The sequence below is a fragment of the Citrobacter sp. 172116965 genome (assembly GCF_013458095.1).
In the GTDB taxonomy this organism is placed as follows: domain Bacteria; phylum Pseudomonadota; class Gammaproteobacteria; order Enterobacterales; family Enterobacteriaceae; genus Citrobacter; species Citrobacter braakii.
The window spans coordinates 629,043-649,627 of record NZ_CP046673.1; the positions used below are offsets into that span (position 1 = coordinate 629,043).

At 53.9% G+C, this 20,585-nt stretch carries 16 protein-coding genes; 12 read left to right on the top strand and 4 right to left on the bottom strand.

Annotation, left to right across the window (positions count from 1 at the left end; all coding sequences use genetic code 11):
• Positions 1-16: 16 nt before the first annotated feature.
• From arcA to GPJ68_RS03100, 5 genes are all read left to right on the top strand, one after another.
• Positions 17-1,237: an arginine deiminase gene (gene arcA, locus GPJ68_RS03080; RefSeq protein WP_016151497.1), complete on the top strand. Its 1,221-nt coding sequence runs from the start codon at positions 17-19 to the stop codon at positions 1,235-1,237.
• 9 nt (positions 1,238-1,246) lie between these two features.
• A complete protein-coding gene (gene arcC, locus GPJ68_RS03085; protein WP_019078251.1) occupies positions 1,247-2,179 on the top strand; it encodes a carbamate kinase in 933 nt (310 codons plus the stop codon).
• A 55-nt stretch (positions 2,180-2,234) separates the two neighbouring features.
• Entirely contained in the window at positions 2,235-3,239 is a 1,005-nt protein-coding gene (argF, locus tag GPJ68_RS03090) for an ornithine carbamoyltransferase (protein ID WP_046275811.1), read from the top strand.
• A 55-nt stretch (positions 3,240-3,294) separates the two neighbouring features.
• Positions 3,295-4,698, top strand: a complete 1,404-nt coding sequence (locus GPJ68_RS03095) for a YfcC family protein (RefSeq protein WP_180837111.1) — start codon at positions 3,295-3,297, stop codon at positions 4,696-4,698.
• A 144-nt stretch (positions 4,699-4,842) separates the two neighbouring features.
• Complete coding sequence (locus GPJ68_RS03100; RefSeq protein WP_003839609.1) at positions 4,843-5,322, top strand: arginine repressor; 480 nt, start codon at positions 4,843-4,845, stop codon at positions 5,320-5,322.
• Here the strand turns inward: GPJ68_RS03100 and GPJ68_RS03105 are convergent.
• A complete protein-coding gene (locus tag GPJ68_RS03105) occupies positions 5,319-5,441 on the bottom strand; it encodes a hypothetical protein (RefSeq protein ID WP_085951096.1) in 123 nt (40 codons plus the stop codon). The genes GPJ68_RS03100 and GPJ68_RS03105 overlap by 4 nt on opposite strands.
• Between GPJ68_RS03105 and pyrL the strand changes: the two genes are divergently transcribed.
• The 4 genes from pyrL (at position 5,421) to ridA (ending at position 7,432) form a co-directional block, all read left to right on the top strand.
• Complete coding sequence (gene pyrL, locus GPJ68_RS03110; RefSeq protein ID WP_003025819.1) at positions 5,421-5,522, top strand: pyr operon leader peptide; 102 nt, start codon at positions 5,421-5,423, stop codon at positions 5,520-5,522. The genes GPJ68_RS03105 and pyrL overlap by 21 nt on opposite strands.
• 36 nt (positions 5,523-5,558) lie before the next feature.
• The gene (gene pyrB, locus GPJ68_RS03120; RefSeq protein ID WP_016151493.1) at positions 5,559-6,494 is read left to right on the top strand and encodes an aspartate carbamoyltransferase; all 936 of its coding nucleotides are present in this window, start codon (positions 5,559-5,561) and stop codon (positions 6,492-6,494) included.
• 13 nt (positions 6,495-6,507) lie between these two features.
• Entirely contained in the window at positions 6,508-6,969 is a 462-nt protein-coding gene (gene pyrI, locus GPJ68_RS03125) for an aspartate carbamoyltransferase regulatory subunit (protein ID WP_016151492.1), read from the top strand.
• 76 nt (positions 6,970-7,045) lie between these two features.
• The gene (gene ridA / locus GPJ68_RS03130; protein WP_016151491.1) at positions 7,046-7,432 is read left to right on the top strand and encodes a 2-iminobutanoate/2-iminopropanoate deaminase; all 387 of its coding nucleotides are present in this window, start codon (positions 7,046-7,048) and stop codon (positions 7,430-7,432) included.
• Positions 7,433-7,492: 60 nt separating this feature from the next.
• Here the strand turns inward: ridA and GPJ68_RS03135 are convergent, their stop codons facing one another.
• The 3 genes from GPJ68_RS03135 to mgtL form a co-directional block, all read right to left on the bottom strand.
• Positions 7,493-12,472 carry a hypothetical protein gene (locus GPJ68_RS03135; RefSeq protein WP_180837113.1) on the bottom strand — a complete coding sequence of 1,660 codons (4,980 nt, stop codon included), beginning with the start codon at positions 12,470-12,472 and terminating at the stop codon, positions 7,493-7,495.
• Between the two features lie 558 nt (positions 12,473-13,030).
• Positions 13,031-15,739 carry a magnesium-translocating P-type ATPase gene (mgtA, locus tag GPJ68_RS03140; RefSeq protein WP_180837115.1) on the bottom strand — a complete coding sequence of 903 codons (2,709 nt, stop codon included), beginning with the start codon at positions 15,737-15,739 and terminating at the stop codon, positions 13,031-13,033.
• A gap of 144 nt (positions 15,740-15,883) precedes the next feature.
• Positions 15,884-15,937, bottom strand: coding sequence for a mgtA regulatory leader peptide MgtL (gene mgtL / locus GPJ68_RS25320; RefSeq protein ID WP_223870169.1), 54 nt, complete (start codon positions 15,935-15,937; stop codon positions 15,884-15,886).
• A 191-nt stretch (positions 15,938-16,128) separates the two neighbouring features.
• On the opposite strand from mgtL, the gene treR reads away from it, so the two are divergent.
• From treR to treC, 3 genes are all read left to right on the top strand, one after another.
• Positions 16,129-17,076 carry a trehalose operon repressor TreR gene (gene treR / locus GPJ68_RS03145; RefSeq protein WP_047414711.1) on the top strand — a complete coding sequence of 316 codons (948 nt, stop codon included), beginning with the start codon at positions 16,129-16,131 and terminating at the stop codon, positions 17,074-17,076.
• Positions 17,077-17,186: 110 nt separating this feature from the next.
• Positions 17,187-18,605, top strand: coding sequence for a PTS trehalose transporter subunit IIBC (treB, locus tag GPJ68_RS03150; protein ID WP_104651642.1), 1,419 nt, complete (start codon positions 17,187-17,189; stop codon positions 18,603-18,605).
• A gap of 49 nt (positions 18,606-18,654) precedes the next feature.
• On the top strand, positions 18,655-20,307 hold the full coding sequence (gene treC, locus GPJ68_RS03155) for an alpha,alpha-phosphotrehalase (protein ID WP_104651643.1): 1,653 nt from the start codon (positions 18,655-18,657) through the stop codon (positions 20,305-20,307).
• Positions 20,308-20,585: the final 278 nt, after the last annotated feature.

Consider the following 20,585-nt stretch of genomic DNA (forward strand, 5'->3'; position numbering starts at 1 on the left):
TATTAAAGGAATAATGATGGAAAAGCATTATGTCGGATCTGAAATCGGTCAATTACGTAGCGTAATGCTACATCGCCCTAACCTCAGCCTAAAAAGGCTGACGCCATCAAATTGCCAGGAATTGCTTTTTGATGATGTTCTTTCGGTAGAACGTGCAGGAGAAGAGCATGACATTTTCGCCAACACGTTACGTCAACAGGGAATTGAGGTTCTGTTACTCACTGATTTATTGACACAAACTCTGGATATCCCCGATGCCAAAAGCTGGCTACTGGATACACAAATTTCTGATTATCGGCTTGGCCCCGCTTTCGCCACGGATATTCGCGCCTGGCTTGCAGATATGCAGCACCGGGAGCTCGCCCGACATTTAAGCGGTGGGCTGACATACGGAGAAATTCCTGCCTCAATCAAAAATATGGTGGTCGATACTCACGATATTAATGACTTTATTATGAAGCCATTACCAAACCACTTATTTACCCGCGACACCTCATGCTGGATATATAACGGCGTATCCATTAATCCGATGGCAAAAACTGCACGTCAACGAGAAACTAATAACTTGCGGGCGATTTACCGTTGGCATCCACAATTTGCCGATGGTGATTTTATTAAATATTTCGGCGATGAAAATATTAATTACGACCACGCCACATTAGAAGGTGGAGATGTACTGGTCATTGGTCGCGGCGCAGTTCTCATCGGTATGTCGGAACGTACCACGCCGCAGGGCATTGAGTTCCTTGCCCAGTCGCTATTTAAGCATCGCCAGGCAGAACGCGTCATCGCAGTCGAACTGCCGAAACATCGCTCCTGTATGCACCTCGATACCGTCATGACCCACATCGATATCGATACCTTCTCCGTCTACCCGGAAGTGGTGCGCCCGGATGTCCAGTGCTGGACCCTGACACCAGACGGGCGCGGCGGCCTGAAACGCACCCAGGAAAGTACGCTGGTACATGCCCTCGAAAAAGCACTTGGCCTCGACCAGATCAATCTGATCACCACCGGTGGCGACGCCTTCGAAGCTGAACGCGAACAGTGGAATGACGCGAACAATGTTCTGACGCTGCGCCCCGGGGTTGTGGTGGGCTACGAACGTAACATCTGGACCAACGAAAAATACGACAAAGCTGGCATCACTGTTTTACCCATTCCTGGCGACGAACTGGGACGTGGGCGCGGCGGTGCGCGCTGCATGAGTTGCCCACTGGAACGCGACGGTATTTAAGGAGACGTTATGGAAAACAAACCTACCCTGGTTGTGGCGCTGGGCGGCAATGCACTACTCAAACGTGGCGAACCACTGGAAGCCGACATCCAACGCAAGAATATTGAGCTGGCGGCAAGAACTCTCGCTCAACTCACGCAGCAGTGGCGCGTAATTCTGGTACACGGCAATGGCCCGCAGGTTGGACTTTTGGCGTTACAAAACAGTGCTTATGCCAACGTCACCCCCTATCCGCTCGATATTCTCGGCGCAGAAAGTCAGGGAATGATTGGCTATATGCTGCAACAGGCCCTGAAAAACCAGCTCCCACAGCGTGAAATTAGTGTCCTGCTGACTCAGGTTGAAGTCGATGCCCACGATCCGGCCTTCAGCAATCCCACCAAATATATCGGGCCGATTTATGACGAACCCCAGGCCCACGCGTTACAGGCGGAAAAAGGCTGGGTTTTCAAAGCCGATGGTAAAGCGTTCCGCCGTGTTGTGCCCTCTCCACAACCCAAACGAATCGTGGAAAGTGACGCCATTCGCACACTGATCGCCCGCGATCATCTGGTTATCTGCAACGGCGGTGGCGGCGTACCGGTGGTGGAAAAAGCCGATGGCTACCACGGTATTGAAGCGGTGATCGACAAAGATCTCTCCGCCGCCCTGCTCGCCAAACAAATCCACGCCGATGCGCTGCTGATCCTGACCGATGCCGATGCGGTGTATCTCGACTGGGGCAAACCTACCCAGCGCCCGCTGGCCCAGGTTACGCCGGAAAGGCTCAGCGAAATGCAATTCGACGCCGGTTCAATGGGCCCCAAAGTCACCGCCTGCGCGGAATTTGTCTCTCACTGTCACGGGATTGCTGGCATCGGCTCGTTGGCTGACGGTTCGGCCATTCTCGCTGGTGACAAAGGCACGCTAATTCGGCGCGAAGCCACTGATGTTAACGCTTAAGGCTTTTTTTGCTGGGTAAAGCGAAGCCTTATCCAGCCTACATAAGGATATTTTCATGACTGTTAACCTGAAAAATCGCAATTTTCTCAAATTGCTGGACTACACCCCAACGGAAATCCAGTACCTGATCGATCTGGCTATCGAGTTAAAAACGGCGAAAAAAGCCGGGCGCGAAAGGCAAACGCTGGTCGGTAAAAATATCGCGCTAATCTTCGAAAAAACGTCAACTCGCACCCGCTGCGCCTTTGAAGTCGGCGCTTTCGATCAGGGCGCACAGGTGACCTACCTTGGCCCAAGCGGCTCGCAGATTGGTCATAAAGAGTCGATGAAAGATACCGCCCGCGTGTTAGGTCGCATGTATGACGGTATTGAATACCGCGGCTACGGCCAGGAGATCGTGGAAGAACTGGGGCAGTTCGCTGGTGTGCCGGTCTGGAACGGGCTGACGAATGAATTCCACCCTACGCAGATCCTCGCGGATCTGATGACCATGCTGGAACACGCCCCGGGTAAAACCTTACCCGAACTGAGCTTCGCTTACCTCGGTGACGCCCGCAATAACATGGGCAATTCGCTGATGGTCGGCGCGGCGAAAATGGGGATGGATATTCGTCTGGTCGCACCGAAATCCTTCTGGCCGGACGAGGCGCTGGTTGCCGAATGCCGTGAAATCGCCAGCGTGACGGGCGCGCGCATTACGCTCACAGAGGATGTTGAGGAAGGTGTTTACGACGTGGACTTTCTCTACACCGATGTCTGGGTTTCGATGGGGGAACCCAAAGAGGCGTGGGCAGAACGCGTCAGCCTGATGACGCCTTATCAAATTAACCAGCAGGTCATCGATGCGACCGGCAATCCCAATGTGAAATTCATGCACTGCCTGCCCGCCTTCCATAACGAGCACACCACAGTGGGCCGTGAAATCGAAGCGGCTTACGGCCTGAAAGGGCTTGAAGTCACGGAGGAGGTATTTGAGTCAGCGCATTCCATCGTCTTCGACGAAGCAGAAAACCGGATGCATACCATTAAAGCGGTCATGGTAGCGACACTCGGCGACTAACCCCAGCGGGCATGTGTCGCCTGGCGGCATATGCCCAAGCTATCCGGAGAACATCATGGGCAAATTCAAATTTCCCAGCGCGTATACCATCCTGTTTATTCTCATTGCGCTCGTCGCCGTTATGACCTGGATTGTCCCTGCCGGGAAATACCAGATGGCGATGAATGCCACCCTGGGCAAAGAAGTGCCGGTTGCCGGTACCTATGCCCCAACAGAGGCGCATCCACAAGGTTTAACGGCTGTACTGCTGGCTCCGATTGACGGGCTTTATAACCACGAAACCTACACCGCAGGCGCGATTGATGTGGCGTTGTTTGTCCTGATTATTGGCGGGTTTCTCGGCGTGGTAAACAAAACGGGCGCCATCGACGCCGGCATCGAACGCGTGACGGTCAGGCTGAACGGCAAAGAAGAGTGGATGATCCCCATCCTGATGGGACTTTTCGCCGCCGGAGGCACGATTTACGGCATGGCGGAAGAATCACTTCCTTTCTACACCTTATTGGTTCCGGTCATGATGGCTGCGCGCTTTGATCCACTGGTTGCTGCTGCAACCGTTTTGCTTGGCGCAGGCATCGGCACCCTCGGTTCAACAATCAACCCTTTCGCAACAGTTATCGCCGCTAACGCCGCCGGGATCCCCTTCACCCAGGGAATGCTGATGCGCATTCTGCTACTGGTCGTCGGCTATGTAATCTGTGTGGTATGGGTCATGCGCTATGCACGGAAAGTTCGCAGCCATCCTGAGCTTTCCATCGTGGCCGATAAAATGGAGGAAAACCGTGCCCATTTTCTCGGTAGTCGCGCCAATACCAATCTTGAATTCACGGCTACGCGTAAGTGGATCCTGCTGATATTCGCCGCCGCCTTTGCAGTGATGATTTATGGCGTCGCGGTGCTCGGCTGGTGGATGGCTGAAATATCTGGGGTTTTTCTGGCATCTGCGATTATCGTCGGCGTAATTGCCCGCATGAGTGAAGAAGCATTCACCAGTACCTTCATTGACGGGGCTCGGGATCTGCTCGGCGTGGCGCTGATTATCGGCATTGCGCGCGGTATCGTCGTGGTGATGGACAACGGCATGATCACCCACACCATTTTGCACAGCGCCGAAAATTTAGTCTCCGGTCTGTCCACCACCATTTTCATCAATGTGACTTACTGGCTGGAAGTCTTGCTCTCCTTCCTGGTCCCTTCCTCGTCTGGCCTGGCGTTGCTCACGATGCCCATTATGGCCCCGCTGGCTGACTTCGCCCATGTGCAAAGGGATCTGGTCGTCACAGCGTATCAATCCGCTTCCGGCATTGTGAATCTGATTACCCCCACCTCAGCGGTTGTGATGGGTGGGTTGGCCATCGCTCGTGTTCCTTATGTGCGCTACCTGAAATGGGTCGCACCACTGCTGCTAATTCTGACGGTGCTGAACATGGTTGTTCTGAGTATCGGCGCGATGCTGTAGTCCTGTTGGCCGTCGGATCCCGACGGCTTTTTTGAGCGCGCTCTCGTTTTTCTGCACAACCGCCCGTTTGAGCCGTTATTGATACTGCAAATGTGGTGAATTTCGCCATCGCATTGATACAAATGATAAATTTAGGGTGTTTTTATGAAGGAATTCGATGATTACTCGACCAAAGAGCAGAAACAGTTGGCGATTTGTCAGCGCCTGATTAGCGAAAAAAGCTACCTGTCTCAGGAAGCGCTTCGCCGCGATCTACAACACCATGGTTTCACCGGGATTAGCCAGTCAACGGTATCTCGTCTGCTGAAACTGCTCGGTGCTATAAAAATAAGAAATACAAAAGGGCAAAAAATTTATTCTGTAAATCCGCAATCACGACCCGCGCCTGATGCTGCCCGATCGATTGCTGAAATGGTGGTCAGCGTGGAACACAATAGCGAGTTTATCCTCATCCACACGGCGGCTGGCTATGGTCGCGCCGTAGCCAGAATCCTCGATTATCACGCGTTGCCAGAAATTCTCGGCGTCATTGCCGGTAGCAGTATTGTCTGGGTCGCGCCGCGGGTGGTACAGCGAACGGGCCTGGTCCACAAGCAGATTAATTATCTATTCAAAATGAATTAAAATTCATAAGAACCGTTTGCGATGAATAAATAGTGCATTTTTCGCTTGATCCCATAACGGAGCTGAGTATAATCGCGGACAATTTGCCGGGAGGATGTATGGTTCAGTGTGTACGACATTTTGTCTTACCGCGTCTGAAAAAGGACGCTGGCCTGCCGTTTTTCTTTCCGTTGATCACCCATTCCGAGCCCCTCAATTGAGGGGCTTTTTTTTTGCCCAGGCGTCAGGAGATAAACATGGCTAACCCGCTCTATCAAAAACACATCATTTCCATAAACGACCTCAGCCGCGATGACCTTAATCTGGTCCTCGCGACGGCGGCGAAATTAAAAGCTAACCCGCAGCCAGAGCTGTTAAAACATAAGGTCATCGCCAGCTGCTTCTTTGAAGCGTCAACCCGCACCCGTTTATCTTTTGAAACCTCTATGCACCGTCTGGGCGCCAGCGTGGTGGGTTTCTCTGACAGCAGCAACACGTCGCTTGGCAAAAAAGGCGAAACTCTGGCCGACACCATTTCCGTCATCAGCACCTATGTCGACGCCATCGTGATGCGTCATCCGCAGGAAGGCGCCGCGCGTCTGGCAACGGAGTTCTCCGGTAACGTGCCGGTACTGAACGCCGGCGACGGTTCCAACCAGCATCCCACCCAAACGCTGCTGGATCTGTTTACCATTCAGGAAACGCAGGGTCGCCTGGACAATCTGCAAATCGCCATGGTGGGTGACCTGAAATATGGCCGCACCGTCCACTCCCTGACCCAGGCGCTGGCAAAGTTCGAAGGTAACCGCTTCTACTTCATCGCCCCGGACGCGCTGGCCATGCCGCAATACATTCTGGATATGCTGAATGAAAAAGGTATCGCCTGGAGCCTGCATGGCACTATCGAAGAGGTAATGGCGGAGGTCGATATCCTCTACATGACCCGCGTACAAAAAGAGCGTCTGGACCCGTCCGAATACGCCAATGTGAAAGCACAGTTTGTTCTGCGTGCCAGCGATCTGAACGGTGCCAGAGCGAACATGAAGGTGCTGCATCCGCTGCCGCGCATCGATGAAATCACCACCGACGTCGACAAGACGCCGCACGCCTGGTATTTCCAGCAGGCTGGCAACGGCATCTTCGCCCGCCAGGCGTTACTGGCACTGGTACTGAATAGCGAACTGGCACTGTAAGGGAGAAAAAGAGATGACACACGATAACAAACTGCAGGTTGAAGCCATCAAACGTGGCACCGTGATTGACCATATTCCCGCACAGGTTGGTTTTAAGCTGCTGACGTTGTTCAAACTGACTGAAACCGACCAGCGTATCACCATCGGGCTGAACCTGCCGTCTGGCGAGATGGGCCGTAAAGACCTGATTAAAATCGAAAATACGTTCCTGACCGACGAGCAGGTAAACCAGCTCTCCCTGTACGCTCCGCAGGCAACGGTAAACCGCATTGACGATTATGACGTGGTGGGTAAATCACGTCCGAGCCTGCCTGAACGTATCGATAACGTGCTGGTTTGCCCGAACAGCAACTGCATCAGCCATGCTGAACCAGTATCGTCCAGTTTTTCAGTGAAAAAGCGCGCTGACGACATCGCACTCAAATGCAAATACTGTGAAAAAGAGTTTTCGCATTATGTGGTGCTGGCCAACTAATTGGTGTTGGTAATGATTTCCCGGCTCCCTATAATGGCCGGGAACATTCTATTACCGCTGTAATTCAGGAGAAATCATGAGCAAGACTATCGCGACGGAAAATGCACCAGCAGCAATCGGCCCATACGTTCAGGGCGTTGACCTGGGTAGCATGGTAATCACTTCCGGTCAGATCCCGGTCGATCCGAAAACCGGTGCCGTATCGGAAGACGTGTCCGCTCAGGCGCGTCAGTCGCTGGAAAACGTACAAGCTATCGTTGAAGCAGCAGGCCTGAAAGTGGGCGACATCGTAAAAACTACCGTCTTCGTTAAAGACCTGAACGATTTCGCAACCGTAAACGCGACCTACGAAGCATTCTTCACCGAGCACAACGCCACCTTCCCGGCGCGTTCTTGCGTGGAAGTTGCCCGTCTGCCGAAAGACGTGAAAATCGAGATTGAAGCGATCGCCGTTCGTCGCTAAGCGTAAAAAAACCGCCGGAAATCACTCCGGCGGTTCCGTTTTTACTCACTCAGGCTGTTATCAGAAATTGTGTTTAATATTCAGCATAAAGCCCTTGTCGCTGATGTTGTCCTCTTTCCAGTGGAAAGCGTCCAGCCCGGCGCTGGTGTTACCGGCGTTATACTTCACACCCACCTGTGCCATGCTGTTGATGCTGCCACCTTTCTGACCGTCGTCAACGTTGAAGCTCTGACCTGCTGCCCCCTGCAGGGACGCTTTTTTGCCAGTACTGACGTAGCTCAGGTTCGGGCCGCCTTCCAGCGTCGCCGTTGCTGCCCAGCCATCCTTACCGGCATAGCTCAGCTTCATACCTACCACTGAATCAACCGCCGTTTCCGTGCTGCTGTTCATGTTCAGGTTAAAGTCGCCAGCACCGCGCTCCTGATAACCGTCTTCCATGGTGTGACGCAGTTTCAGACCAGCATATGGCACAACATCCAGCCCTTCGCTGACGGCGAAGGTTTTACGACCCTCGGTACGCAGCTCCAGGTATTGCTGACGGCTGTCCGCCAGCGCCTGTTTGTTGACATCACCGTAGTTAATGCCGCGTTTGCTGTCGAGCTGATGTACGTCGTAACGCAGGGCGTTGTTCCAGGAGAGACCTTCCTCACCGAGCGGCATGGCGTGCTCCAGACCCAGGAACTGGCTGTAACCGCCGGTGATACCGTCGCTGCCGGAAGAGACATTGCCTTTACCGTCCAGACGGGCAATACCGTACTCCATGGTCAGCGACTGATTATCGCCAAAGCCCAGTTTCTGACGCAGAGCCATCATGTCGTACTGAGTGTCTTTACCCAGTTCGGCACGCTGGTCACCTTTCGCCACCAGGTTAAACGACAGACCGTTACCCAGTTCCGGCGCGGCATCCGCCAGCATATCGAAGCGGTTGCTGAGTCTGCGGGCGTCGCGGGAGACGTTCACAGCCTTGTTGCCGCTGATTTGCTTCATCGCCTTCGTCACGTCGGCAGAGGTCTTCAGGTTCAGACTACTGAACAGCTCGTTGTTGGTGTAGGCGGCATCCAGCGCGCCAGCAACACCGCTGACGCTGCTGTCGGTCACCACGTCGGTGTAGGCGTTTTTGGTCATGGTGACGTCCACGTTGCCGTTCGCGTCTTTCTGACCCTGCGCGCTCCACACCACGCTTTCAGAGGTGATGTTTTCCAAGCCTTCCACATCAGCCCCGGTAAAGACGTTGTCGAAGGTCTGAGTCGTGGCAGCCGTACCTGCGGTGAAACCGGTATCCACGCTGACAGAATCCAGTGCCAGGGCGTTATTACCCGCATTAAGCGTACCGACAGAGCCGCTGGCGCTGGTACCCAACACATAACCACTCACACGCTGAACAGAAGCGGGGGCAGAATTGCTGTCAGTTGGCGCAGAACCCATATGCGTATCATCTGACGACATTGCGCCGCCGTTCAGATTAATGGTGCCGCTGTTATGGATAGTGCCTGTGCCGTCGTTGTAAAACGCCTGACCGTTGTCGGCATTAATATTGATGGTGCCATCGTTGTACGCAACACCGCCCTTATACACCGCCATTCCGACCAGCGGTTTAGTTGCATCATAGAACTCGTTTTTTTCGAGATTAATGGTGCCCTGGTTAATAATCGTGTTATTCGCGCCAGTTGCAGCCATGCCTGCACCCGCATTATAAATAGTGATGGTGGCGTCACTGTGGTTAACTGCCGAACCGCCTCCGCCACTCATTTCTAAATTTCCCACCCCCATACCGATGGCAAAATCGACTGCCCTTGTGGAGGATACACCAGCGCCTATAACAGTTGTGTCATTTGCATCTTTCCAGAGCCCATCCGCAGTAATCGTTCCGTTGTTACTGGCTGTTGACCCATAGGCGTGCATTGCTTCACCGCGACCATATAAAGCCAGCTCGCCATTGTTAATAGATTCGCTTCCGCTCATCCCACTCATAAGGGTTATGGCATAGCTGTCATTGTTGAAATTTTGCCCCCCCGTAGAGGTCCCAGGCATATACTGCACAGTGTCCTGAGCACGCACATATCCAGTGATATCTCCGTTATTCACACCGTGTGACCCACCCGTGGACAGCATGCCGAGTGTCGTTTCTCCGCCATTACTTACTAAAGTCGTTTCTCTTTCAAGAGTCACGGAACCGTCATTCGTAAAGGATGAAGCACCTCCCAGGAAACTTAAAGTTAAGTCACTTAGGTTGATCGTTCCTTTATTGGTCGCCGTACTGCCACTTCCCAGCATGATCAGAGCATTATCGCCAATACGCCAATAAGAATTCATACTTTCGATGTTGCTAGTGACAGTGGCACCTTCACTAATTTCAAGATAACCCTGATTGGTTACGTTAAATATGCTTTCAAACGTTGTCGCGTAGTTACCATTGATGGATGAGTCACCATGCAGGTAAAGCGATGATTTACCGTTAACGGTGACTGCTGAGCCACCACTATTGCCACCAGTAATACGTCCTTCTCTGCCGTCAATTTGATTGACTTCACCAGTAAGCTCAATCCCCCCCAACAGATCGACACGGTTATTGTCACCGCTGACAACTACCCCACGAATGGCTTCTACGGCACCATCGCGTTGCAGCTCAGCATGAGCAAACGACTCAGTATCCACAATGACCTGAAGATGTCCGTCCAGCACCACCGTGTTACCGCTACCGCTGACGTTAATCCCGTACGATGGGGTAACGAAATAGTTCTTCGCCTGTGGGGATTTCTGGTCTTTATCCACCACCATATCGCCTGTCAGCGTCACCGTATTGGCTTCGCCGGAAACGTTGACCCCGGTAGCCTTATTACCGGTGATGCTCATCTCTTCAGACGCCAGGTTAATGGTGTTTGATTTACCCGTCACGTTCAGACCGGTGGAGAAATCACCCACTACCATTTTACCGTTCTGGTTAATGGTATTGTTATTACCGGCAACATCCACCCCGGTGCTCGGTTTGGTACTGTCGGTACTGCCTGCGGTCATTTCCCCTGCGTTGTTCAGGGTGTTGCCGTCACCGCTGACTTTTGCCCCCGTCGCACCGTCAATGACTTTGCTGGCGCCATCGTTATTAATGGTGTTGTTATTACCCGCGACATCAGTACCGGTCGAGCCTTGCCCTTCTGCGGTGGTGGTGCCTTTGTTGTCAATGGTGTTGCCGCCACCGTCCACGCTAGTGCCGGTGCCGCCAGCAGTTGCGCTGGTATCACCTTCGTTGTTGATTTTGTTGCCGTCGCCGGTTACGTCAGTACCGGTGGAGCCAGTCCCATCAGCCGTAGTTTGACCTTTGTTGTCGATGGTGTTGTCGTTGCCGTCCACGCTGGTGCCGGTGCCGCCATTGGCTGCGCTGGTGCCACCTTCATTGTTGATTTTGTTACCGTCGCCGGTTACGTCAGTACCGGTGGAGCCAGTCCCATCAGCCGTAGTTTGACCTTTGTTGTCGATGGTGTTGTCGTTGCCGTCCACGCTAGTGCCGGTGCCGCCATTGGCTGCGCTGGTGTCGCCTTCGTTGATGATTTTGTTGCCGTTACCGTCTACATCCGTACCGGTAGAGCCTGCGCCATCGGCAGTGTTGTTACCCTTGTTGTCGATGGTGTTGCCGTTACCGTCAGCTTTAGTGCCGGTACCACCGCCAGTGGCGCTGTTGTCACCGGTGTTGTTAATGTCGTTGCCGTCGCCGGTCACGTCTGTACCGGTGGAGCCTTCACCGTCTGCGGTGTTTTTGCCGCCGTTGTTGATGGTGTTGTCGTTGCCGTCCACGCCGGTGCCGGTACCGCCGTTGGTGCCGCTGTTATCACCGGTGTTGTTGATGTCGTTGCCGTCGCCAGTCACGTCTGTACCGGTGGAGCCTGCACCGTCGGCGGTGTTGTTGCCACCGTTATCAACTGTGTTGCCGTTGCCGTCCACGTCTGTGCCGGTGCCGCCGTTGGTGGCGCCGTTGTCGCCGGTGTTGTTGATGTCGTTGCCGTCGCCGGTCACGTCTGTACCGGTGGAGCCTTCACCGTCTGCGGTATTTTTGCCGCCGTTGTTGATGGTGTTGTCGTTACCATCCACGCCGGTGCCAGTGCCGCCGTTGGTGCCGCTGTTATCACCGGTGTTGTTGATGTCGTTGCCGTCGCCGGTCACGTCTGTACCGGCGGAGCCTTCACCGTCTGCGGTATTTTTACCGCCGTTGTTGATGGTGTTGTCGTTGCCGTTCACGTCGGTGCCGGTGCCGCCGCCAGTAGCGCCGGTGTCACCATTCACATTAATATCGTTACCATCGCCGTTGATAATCGTCCCGGTATCGCCCGGGCCGCCTGCGGTGGAGCCACCATCAACTGTTTTCTGCTGCCCGTCGCCGTCAATAACCGTGGTGTCTGGCCCCGCAAGAGTAAGCTTTCCTGCGCGGTTGTACGACCAGAACAGGTTGTTACTGCCGTACGTTCCCTGCATCACCAGCGCATTGCCCATCACGTTCAGGCTGGTCACGGTCAGGGTTTTGCCGTCCGGCGCGGTCAGCAGGTAGCCGTCGCCCTGCTTGGTAATGGCGAAGGTGGTATTGGTATAAGTGACGCCGTTCACCACCAGCGAGGCAAAGGTCAGGGTTTTCGCGCCCCGGTCAAGGGTAACGCCATTGTCATAAACGGAGGGGGGGGTATCAGGTGTAACGGGGTCCACCGGATCGACAGGTGTTACCGGGTCCACAGGTGTTACCGGGTCCACAGGCGTTACTGGATCAACAGGCAACCCGGAGGACGAATGGCTGCTGCCGCCGCCGCCGCTCGCCGCGATACCCACCGTGGCGGCCACAGCAGCGATACCGCCCACCGCCCATGCCCAGCCCTGCTCTAAAACGCTTTCGGTGGCTTTCTGGCACTCCGGCGACAGTTTGGCCAGCTCAGCCTGAGAAAGGCTGCTGATATTTTCGGGACACTGCTTTTTTTTGTCTTCGTTGTTGTTAAGATCGGCGGCAAATGTATTACCGCTTAATGCCAGGGCAATACAAAATGAAATAGCTTTCCTTTGCATAATGTGAGTCTCTCTGATGTGAGCGAAATGATATAGATAAAACGACATAGCGACGAAACACGCCGCCGCAGATTCTCCGAATCTGTAATACAGCGGCACCATATAAATAAATTTATATAGAAGCGAGTATATCCAAAGACATATTTCATAACAACGAATCACCGCCATGAATATATATCTCAACGTATTGTTTTTATTGGGATTGATAAAAATAAGAATAAAGGAATCATTAAAAAAAACATAAAATACAACATGTTGCAATCATAGATTTTTATGTAAATTTTTTAATTCTCGATATTTTGCGGAATGAATGGAGGGGGAGTGCTAAGGCATATCTTATAAATTATAATTTTTAATGTATGAATATTAAAAAACAATATTCTACGTGAATTTATTCACTTATCATTCACATTTATCGAATTAATTATCTTTTAACAGAAATAATAATACGCATGAATTTTCTGCGGCACGAATCATCGGGCGATACCGATATTCCTCCTGCGCCAGGTTACAGCTGCGTTGGCTTTTTAAGGGGCCAACGCAGCCGATATCTTGTGCTTACTGCCAGCCGTAGCGGCGGCTATAAAAACCTTTCACGAGCTGGGTTAATGTCATGTAGCCCGCCAGAATCGCAATCAGCCACGGGAAGTAGCTCAGCGGCAGCGCCTGCAATTGCAGATAGTTGGCCAGCGGGGAGAACGGTAATGCAATGCCTACCACCATGACCACCAGCGTCATCAGCATCAGCGGCCATGCGGCGCGGCTTTGGATGAACGGCACGCGGCGGGTACGGATCATATGCACAATCAGCGTTTGCGACAGCAGGCCTACCACGAACCAGCCAGACTGGAACAACGTCTGATGTTCTGGCGTATTCGCATGGAAGACGAACCACATCAAGCAAAATGTCAGAATGTCGAAGATCGAGCTGATCGGTCCAAAGAAGATCATAAAGCGCCCCAACTCGCTGGGATTCCAGCGCTGCGGCTTTTTGATCTGCTCTTCGTCGACGTTATCAAACGGAATCGCCACCTGGGATACATCGTACAGCAGGTTCTGAATTAGTAAGTGCAGCGGCAACATCGGCAGGAACGGTAAGAAGGCGCTCGCCACCAGCACGCTAAACACGTTACCGAAGTTAGAACTGGCCGTCATTTTGATATACTTCAGCATGTTAGAAAAAGTACGGCGTCCTTCGATCACCCCTTCTTCCAGCACCATCAGGCTCTTTTCCAGCAGGATGATATCAGCCGCTTCACGCGCAATATCAACCGCGCCGTCAACGGAGATACCAATGTCCGCCGCACGCAGCGCCGGGGCATCGTTAATGCCATCCCCCATAAAGCCAACCACATGACCTTCGCGCTTGAGCAGCGTGACAATGCGCTCTTTGTGCATCGGTGTCAGACGAGCAAACAGCGTGGTGCGCTGGGCCAGCGTTGCCAGCTCATCGTCGCTTAACCCTTCAATGCTGCTGCCGATAACCACATCGCCCGCATCCAGCCCTACTTCATGACACACTTTCGCCGCCACCAGCTCGCTATCGCCAGTCAGGATTTTCACCGTAATACCGCTGGCTTTCAGCGCTTTGAGCGCTGGCGCGGTGGTCTCTTTCGGCGGATCGAGGAACGCAATATAGCCTTCGAGGATCAGATCTGATTCATCAATACGCTGGTAATCACCCTCACGCGCAGGCAGGTATTTCGTCGCCACCGCCACCACGCGCAGCCCCTGGCGGTTCAGCGTATCCGTGACGCGCTTCACCCGACGCAGCATGTTGTCATCTAACGGGACAACCTCACCGCTGTAGCGCACCTGGGTGCAGACGCTGAGGATCTCCTGCAGCGCGCCTTTGCACACCAGCTGATGCACATCGGTTTCTTCAGCGACCACCACCGACATGCGGCGGCGTTCGAAGTCAAACGGGATCTCATCAATTTTCTGCCAGCGGGTAGAGAGCTGGCGGGCTGATTCTTCGTCCACGCCTTCCAGCACTGCCGTATCCAGCAGATTCTTCAACCCGGTCTGGTAATGACTGTTCAACCACGCAGAATGCAGGACGTGCTCGCTGGGCTTACCAGATATATCTGTATGATTCTCAAGTACAATTTTGTCTTGTGTCAGGGTGCCCGTTTTATCGGTACACAGGATATCCATCGCGCCAAAGTTCTGAATGGCGTCGAGGTGTTTGACGATGACCTTTTGTTTTGACAGCTTCACCGCCCCGCGCGCCAGCGTCGAGGTGACGATCATCGGCAACATTTCCGGGGTCAGCCCCACCGCGACAGACAGGGCAAACAGCGCCGCTTCCCACCAGTCGCCTTTGGTATAGCCGTTGATGATGAGCACAATCGGCGCCATCACCAGCATAAAACGGATCAGCAGCATGCTGACGCGGCTGATCCCTTTCTGGAAAGCATTCTGCTCGCTTTCCTGCTCGCTGACACGGCCCGCCAGTTGCCCGAACCAGGTATTGGCTCCGGTCGCAATCACGATGGCCTGCGCCGTGCCGCTCACCACGTTGGTGCCCATAAAGCACAGGGTATCGCATTCGAGCGGGTTGCTTTGCTGCGGGTCGCGGCTGGTTGCGACTTTCTCCACCGGCAGCGATTCACCGGTCAGCGAAGCCTGGGCCACGAACAGGTCACGAGCCTGCACCACACGCAGATCGGCCGGGATCATATCCCCTGCCGCCAGCTTAATGATATCGCCGGGAACTAACTGGTCGATCGGCAGTTCAACCCAGCCGTTCTCTCCTTTCTCGTTGATAACGCGCAGCACCGTAGCGGTGTTACTGACCATCGCTTTCAGCGCATCTGCCGCTTTGGTGGAACGCGCCTCCTGCACAAAATTCAGCAGCGTAGAGATGACGACCATCAGAGCAATGACGCCAGCGGCAAACAGATCTTCGGTGGCATAGGAAATCGCACCGAGGATGGTCAACAAAATATTAAACGGGTTGCGGTAGCAGACCCACAGATGCACCCACCACGGCGACGGCTTCTGCGCCGACAGTTGGTTCTCACCATGTAATTCGCGAGCGTTTTCCACTTCTGCGGCGTTTAATCCTTCCGGGTGCGCGCCAAACGTTTTCCACAGCGCGGCTTCGTCCATCAGCGCCATTTTCAGACAATGTTCGCTCAGCGATGGTGGGATCGGCGTGCTGGCAACGGTCTGGGCATTAGGCAACGGATCGCGATGCACCAGACGATGTGGTAAATGGCGGTTTAGCCGGGCAAATAGCTGGCGAGTAATATTTTTGAACATAGGCAGTCCCTCTGCGCCAGTCTCAACAGGCGCAGTAAATCCTTCAGGCGTGGCAAAGCCTTACCTGATGGCAATATTAAATTCACAACAGGGACGTCAGAACGTCACTGTCTTACTGCTCCGGTAAGACAGTGAAAGACAGGCTTACCGGAAAGGGGAGTTTCTCCATCTCGGGAGAGGGGTGGGATCGGGATCCATATAGCCTCCGGTAAGTGAATGATTTGCGCTGCGGATTATACGCAGAAAACCATAAGGTTTGTGGCAATTATGGCAGTATGATAAACCATGGAAACTAAACCAAACGTATACCAGACTTTGCCCATTGCGCTGCGCTTGAGTAAAGTTATTCTCTATTTGGCATAACTTCACACGCAACACGGGAAAACAGGATGCAAAACCGGCTGACAATTAAAGACATCGCCCGCTTAAGCGGTGTGGGAAAATCAACCGTTTCCCGTGTGCTTAACAATGAAAGCGGCGTGAGCGAACGCACCCGCGAACGCGTTGAAGCGGTGATGAATCAGCACGGTTTTTCCCCTTCCCGCTCCGCACGCGCCATGCGTGGACAAAGTGACAAGGTGGTGGCGATCATCGTCACGCGTCTGGACTCGCTTTCGGAAAATCTCGCCGTGCAAACCATGCTGCCCGCCTTTTATGAGCAGGGTTACGACCCGATCATGATGGAAAGCCAGTTCTCGCCCGAGCTGGTTGAAGAGCATCTCGGCATGCTCAGACGCCGCAATATTGACGGCGTGGTGCTGTTTGGTTTTACCGGCATAAGTGAATCCATGCTCGCCTCCTGGCAGGATTCGCTGGTGCTGCTGGCAAGAGATGCCAAAGGCTTTGCCTCCGTCTGCTATGACGATGAAGGCGCCATTCGCACCCTGATGCAGCGTTTATACGATCGCGAGCATCGCCATATCAGCTTTCTTGGCGTTCCCCATAGCGACGTGACCACCGGTAAGCGCCGCCATGAAGCCTACCTGGCGTTCTGTAAGAACCACAAACTGCATCCTGTAGCCGCGCTACCGGGTCTTGCCATGAAGCAGGGTTATGAGCAGGCCGCCAACGTCATCACCCCGGAAACCACTGCCTTAGTCTGCGCGACGGATACCCTCGCCCTTGGTGTCAGCAAATATCTGCAAGAGCAGCGAATTGAGAATCTACAGCTGGCGAGCGTGGGCAGTACGCCGCTGATGAAATTCCTCCATCCGGAAATTATCACCGTCGATCCAGGATATGCCGAAGCCGGACGACAAGCGGCCTCGCAGCTGATCGAGCAGATCAATGGCCGTAGCGAACTACGACAAATCGTTATTCCTTCCACCCTCTCCTGATCGCTTTCTGAGCGTTAATTTGTGATCTTCGCTGCGTTTCGGGAACGTTCCCATTTTTAAATTTTCATCGACGATATACTCTGGCGGCAGGTCAACAATAGGGCTTAATAATGAGCAAAATTAAACAAGCAGACATCGACCGGCTGATTGAGCTGGTAGGCGGGCGCGACAATATCGCCACGGTAAGTCACTGCATTACTCGCCTGCGTTTTGTGCTGAATCAGCCTGCGAATGCCAGGCCAAAAGAGATCGAACAGTTGCCGATGGTCAAAGGCTGCTTCACCAACGCCGGGCAGTTTCAGGTGGTGATTGGCACCGAAGTGGGCGATTACTACAAAGCGCTGCTGGCGACAACCGGTCAGGCCAGCGCCGACAAAGAGCAGGCGAAAAAAGCCGCGCGGCAGAATATGAAATGGCACGAACAGCTGATTTCTCATTTTGCGGAGATCTTCTTCCCGCTGCTGCCAGCGCTGATTAGCGGCGGCTTGATCTTGGGGTTCCGTAATGTGATTGGCGATCTGCCCATGAGCAACGGGCAGACGCTGGCGCAGATGCACCCTTCGCTGAAAACCCTTTACGACTTCCTGTGGCTAATTGGCGAAGCGATCTTCTTCTATCTGCCGGTCGGGATCTGCTGGTCAGCAGTGAAGAAAATGGGCGGAACGCCGATCCTCGGTATTGTGCTGGGTGTGACCCTGGTTTCACCGCAGCTAATGAACGCCTATCAACTCGGTCAACAGGTACCGGAAGTGTGGAACTTCGGCCTGTTCAGCATTGAGAAAGTGGGCTATCAGGCACAGGTTATTCCGGCACTGCTGGCCGGTCTGGCGCTCGGGTTTATTGAAACACGCATGAAACGCATCGTCCCGGATTATCTGTATCTGGTGATCGTCCCGGTGTGCTCGTTGATCCTCGCGGTATTCCTCGCGCACGCCTTTATTGGTCCGTTTGGCCGCATGATCGGCGACGGTGTCGCGTTTGCGGTCCGTCACCTGCTGACCGGCAGCTTTGCCCCGATTGGCGCAGCGCTGTTCGGCTTCCTGTATGCCCCGCTGGTGATAACCGGCGTGCATCAGACCACGCTGGCTATCGACATGCAGATGATTCAGAGCATGGGCGGTACGCCGGTATGGCCGCTGATCGCACTGTCGAATATCGCTCAGGCCTCTGCGGTAGTCGGGATCATCATCTCCAGTCGCAAACACAATGAACGTGAAATCTCCGTTCCTGCCGCGATCTCCGCCTATCTCGGGGTCACTGAACCTGCCATGTACGGGATCAACCTGAAATACCGCTTCCCGATGCTGTGCGCGATGATCGGTTCCGGTCTCGCCGGACTGCTGTGCGGCCTGAACGGTGTGCTGGCGAACGGAATTGGCGTCGGCGGTTTGCCAGGCATCCTCTCCATCCAGCCGACTTACTGGCAGGTATTTGGCATGGCAATGGTCATTGCGATTGTTATCCCCATGGTACTGACCTCATTCGTTTATCAGCGTAAACACCGTATGGGCACACTACAAATTGTCTAACTTTTCTTCGGGGCGCAGTTGCGCCCCATCGTATTTCCAGGAAACAACCATGAATATTCCCCACTGGTGGCAAAACGGCGTCATCTATCAGGTTTACCCCAAGAGTTTTCAGGACACCACCGGCAGCGGCACCGGCGATTTACGCGGCGTGACGCAGCGCCTCGGCTATCTGCAAACGCTGGGGGTTGATGCCATCTGGCTAACGCCGTTCTATATTTCGCCGCAGGTTGATAACGGCTACGACGTCGCGGATTACATGTCTGTCGATCCGGCCTACGGAACGCTTGCAGACTTTGACGAACTGGTGGCGCAGGCGAAAGCGCGCGGCATCCGTATTATTCTCGATATGGTGTTTAACCACACTTCAACCCAGCACCCCTGGTTTCGCGAGGCGCTGGATAAAGACAGCCCGTATCGTCAGTTTTACCTCTGGCGTGACGGTACGCCAGACAGTCTCCCGAATAACTGGCACTCCAAATTTGGCGGCAGCGCCTGGGGCTGGCACGCCGAAAGCGAGCAGTACTATCTGCACCTCTTTGCTCCGGAGCAGGCAGACCTGAACTGGGAGAACCCGGCGGTCCGCGCCGAGCTAAAAAAAGTGTGCGAGTTCTGGGCCGATCGCGGCGTGGACGGACTGCGTCTCGACGTGGTGAATCTTATCTCTAAAGATCAGGACTTCCCGAGCGATCCCGACGGCGATGGGCGGCGTTTTTATACCGACGGCCCGCGCGCGCATGCGTTTTTACGTGAAATGAATCGCGACGTCTTCACGCCCCGCGGCCTGATGACGGTCGGAGAAATGTCCTCCACCACGCTGGAAAACTGCCAGCAGTACGCCGCACTCGATGGCAGCGAACTGTCGATGACCTTCAACTTCCACCACCTGAAAGTGGATTACCCCAACGGTGAGAAGTGGACGTTAGCCAAACCCGACTATGTGGCGCTCAAAACCCTGTTTCGCCACTGGCAACAAGGCATGCACAATCAGGCCTGGAACGCGCTGTTCTGGTGTAACCACGACCAGCCACGCATCGTGTCACGTTTTGGCGATGAAGGTAAATACCGCGTTCCGGCCGCAAAAATGCTGGCGATGGTGCTGCACGGTATGCAGGGCACGCCCTACATCTACCAGGGTGAAGAGATCGGCATGACCAATCCGCACTTCCGCCAGATTACCGATTACCGCGATGTGGAAAGCCATAACATGTTTGCCACCCTGAACGGCCAGGGGCGCGATGCGCAAGAGCTGCTGGCGATCCTCGCTTGTAAATCGCGCGATAACAGCCGCACGCCGATGCAGTGGGATGCCAGCAAACACGCGGGCTTCACCCAGGGTGAGCCGTGGATCAATCTGTGCGACAACGCAGCGGATATCAACGTGACGGCAGCGCTGCGCGATACCGACTCGGTGTTCTATACCTATCAGAAGCTGATCGCATTGCGTAAAGCAGAGCCGGTTATCACCTGGGGCGACTATCAGGATCTGCTACCGGGCAGCCCGCATCTGTGGTGCTATCAACGTGAATGGCAAGGACAGCGGCTACTGGTCATTGCTAATCTGAGCGATACCTTCCAGAGCTGGCAGCCGACCCAGACCGACGGCAACTGGCAGGTGCTGATGCACAACTATGCCGAGGTCGCCAGCCAACCCACAGACATGACGCTGCGTCCTTTTGAAGCCGTCTGGTGGTTGCAAAAATAGCTTGCAATTATGTTCAGGCCCGGTACGCATAACGCTGCCGGGCTTTGATGCATACGCCCAGCTTACCTTTCTGTTTTTGTTGAATAATTAATCAGAATTTTCTGCCCACAATTTACAATCGGCTGTAGTGCCCGTCATCTGTACGCTCCGATTTTTACTTTGCGCTACATCAAATAAATCGTAAACATCCTTGATGCAAATCACTACATATAGAACTTAAAATGCACGCCGACCCAATATGTTGTATTAATCGACTACAATTGCTACAACTACAGTGC

Coding starts and splice junctions, on each gene's coding strand:
- arcA (WP_016151497.1), top strand. CDS start 17: ATGGAAAAGCATTATGTCGGATCTGAAATCGGTCAATTACGTAGCGTA.
- arcC (WP_019078251.1), top strand. CDS start 1,247: ATGGAAAACAAACCTACCCTGGTTGTGGCGCTGGGCGGCAATGCACTA.
- argF (WP_046275811.1), top strand. CDS start 2,235: ATGACTGTTAACCTGAAAAATCGCAATTTTCTCAAATTGCTGGACTAC.
- GPJ68_RS03095 (WP_180837111.1), top strand. CDS start 3,295: ATGGGCAAATTCAAATTTCCCAGCGCGTATACCATCCTGTTTATTCTC.
- GPJ68_RS03100 (WP_003839609.1), top strand. CDS start 4,843: ATGAAGGAATTCGATGATTACTCGACCAAAGAGCAGAAACAGTTGGCG.
- pyrL (WP_003025819.1), top strand. CDS start 5,421: ATGGTTCAGTGTGTACGACATTTTGTCTTACCGCGTCTGAAAAAGGAC.
- GPJ68_RS03105 (WP_085951096.1), bottom strand. CDS start 5,441: ATGTCGTACACACTGAACCATACATCCTCCCGGCAAATTGTCCGCGAT.
- pyrB (WP_016151493.1), top strand. CDS start 5,559: ATGGCTAACCCGCTCTATCAAAAACACATCATTTCCATAAACGACCTC.
- pyrI (WP_016151492.1), top strand. CDS start 6,508: ATGACACACGATAACAAACTGCAGGTTGAAGCCATCAAACGTGGCACC.
- ridA (WP_016151491.1), top strand. CDS start 7,046: ATGAGCAAGACTATCGCGACGGAAAATGCACCAGCAGCAATCGGCCCA.
- GPJ68_RS03135 (WP_180837113.1), bottom strand. CDS start 12,472: ATGCAAAGGAAAGCTATTTCATTTTGTATTGCCCTGGCATTAAGCGGT.
- mgtA (WP_180837115.1), bottom strand. CDS start 15,739: ATGTTCAAAAATATTACTCGCCAGCTATTTGCCCGGCTAAACCGCCAT.
- treR (WP_047414711.1), top strand. CDS start 16,129: ATGCAAAACCGGCTGACAATTAAAGACATCGCCCGCTTAAGCGGTGTG.
- treB (WP_104651642.1), top strand. CDS start 17,187: ATGAGCAAAATTAAACAAGCAGACATCGACCGGCTGATTGAGCTGGTA.
- treC (WP_104651643.1), top strand. CDS start 18,655: ATGAATATTCCCCACTGGTGGCAAAACGGCGTCATCTATCAGGTTTAC.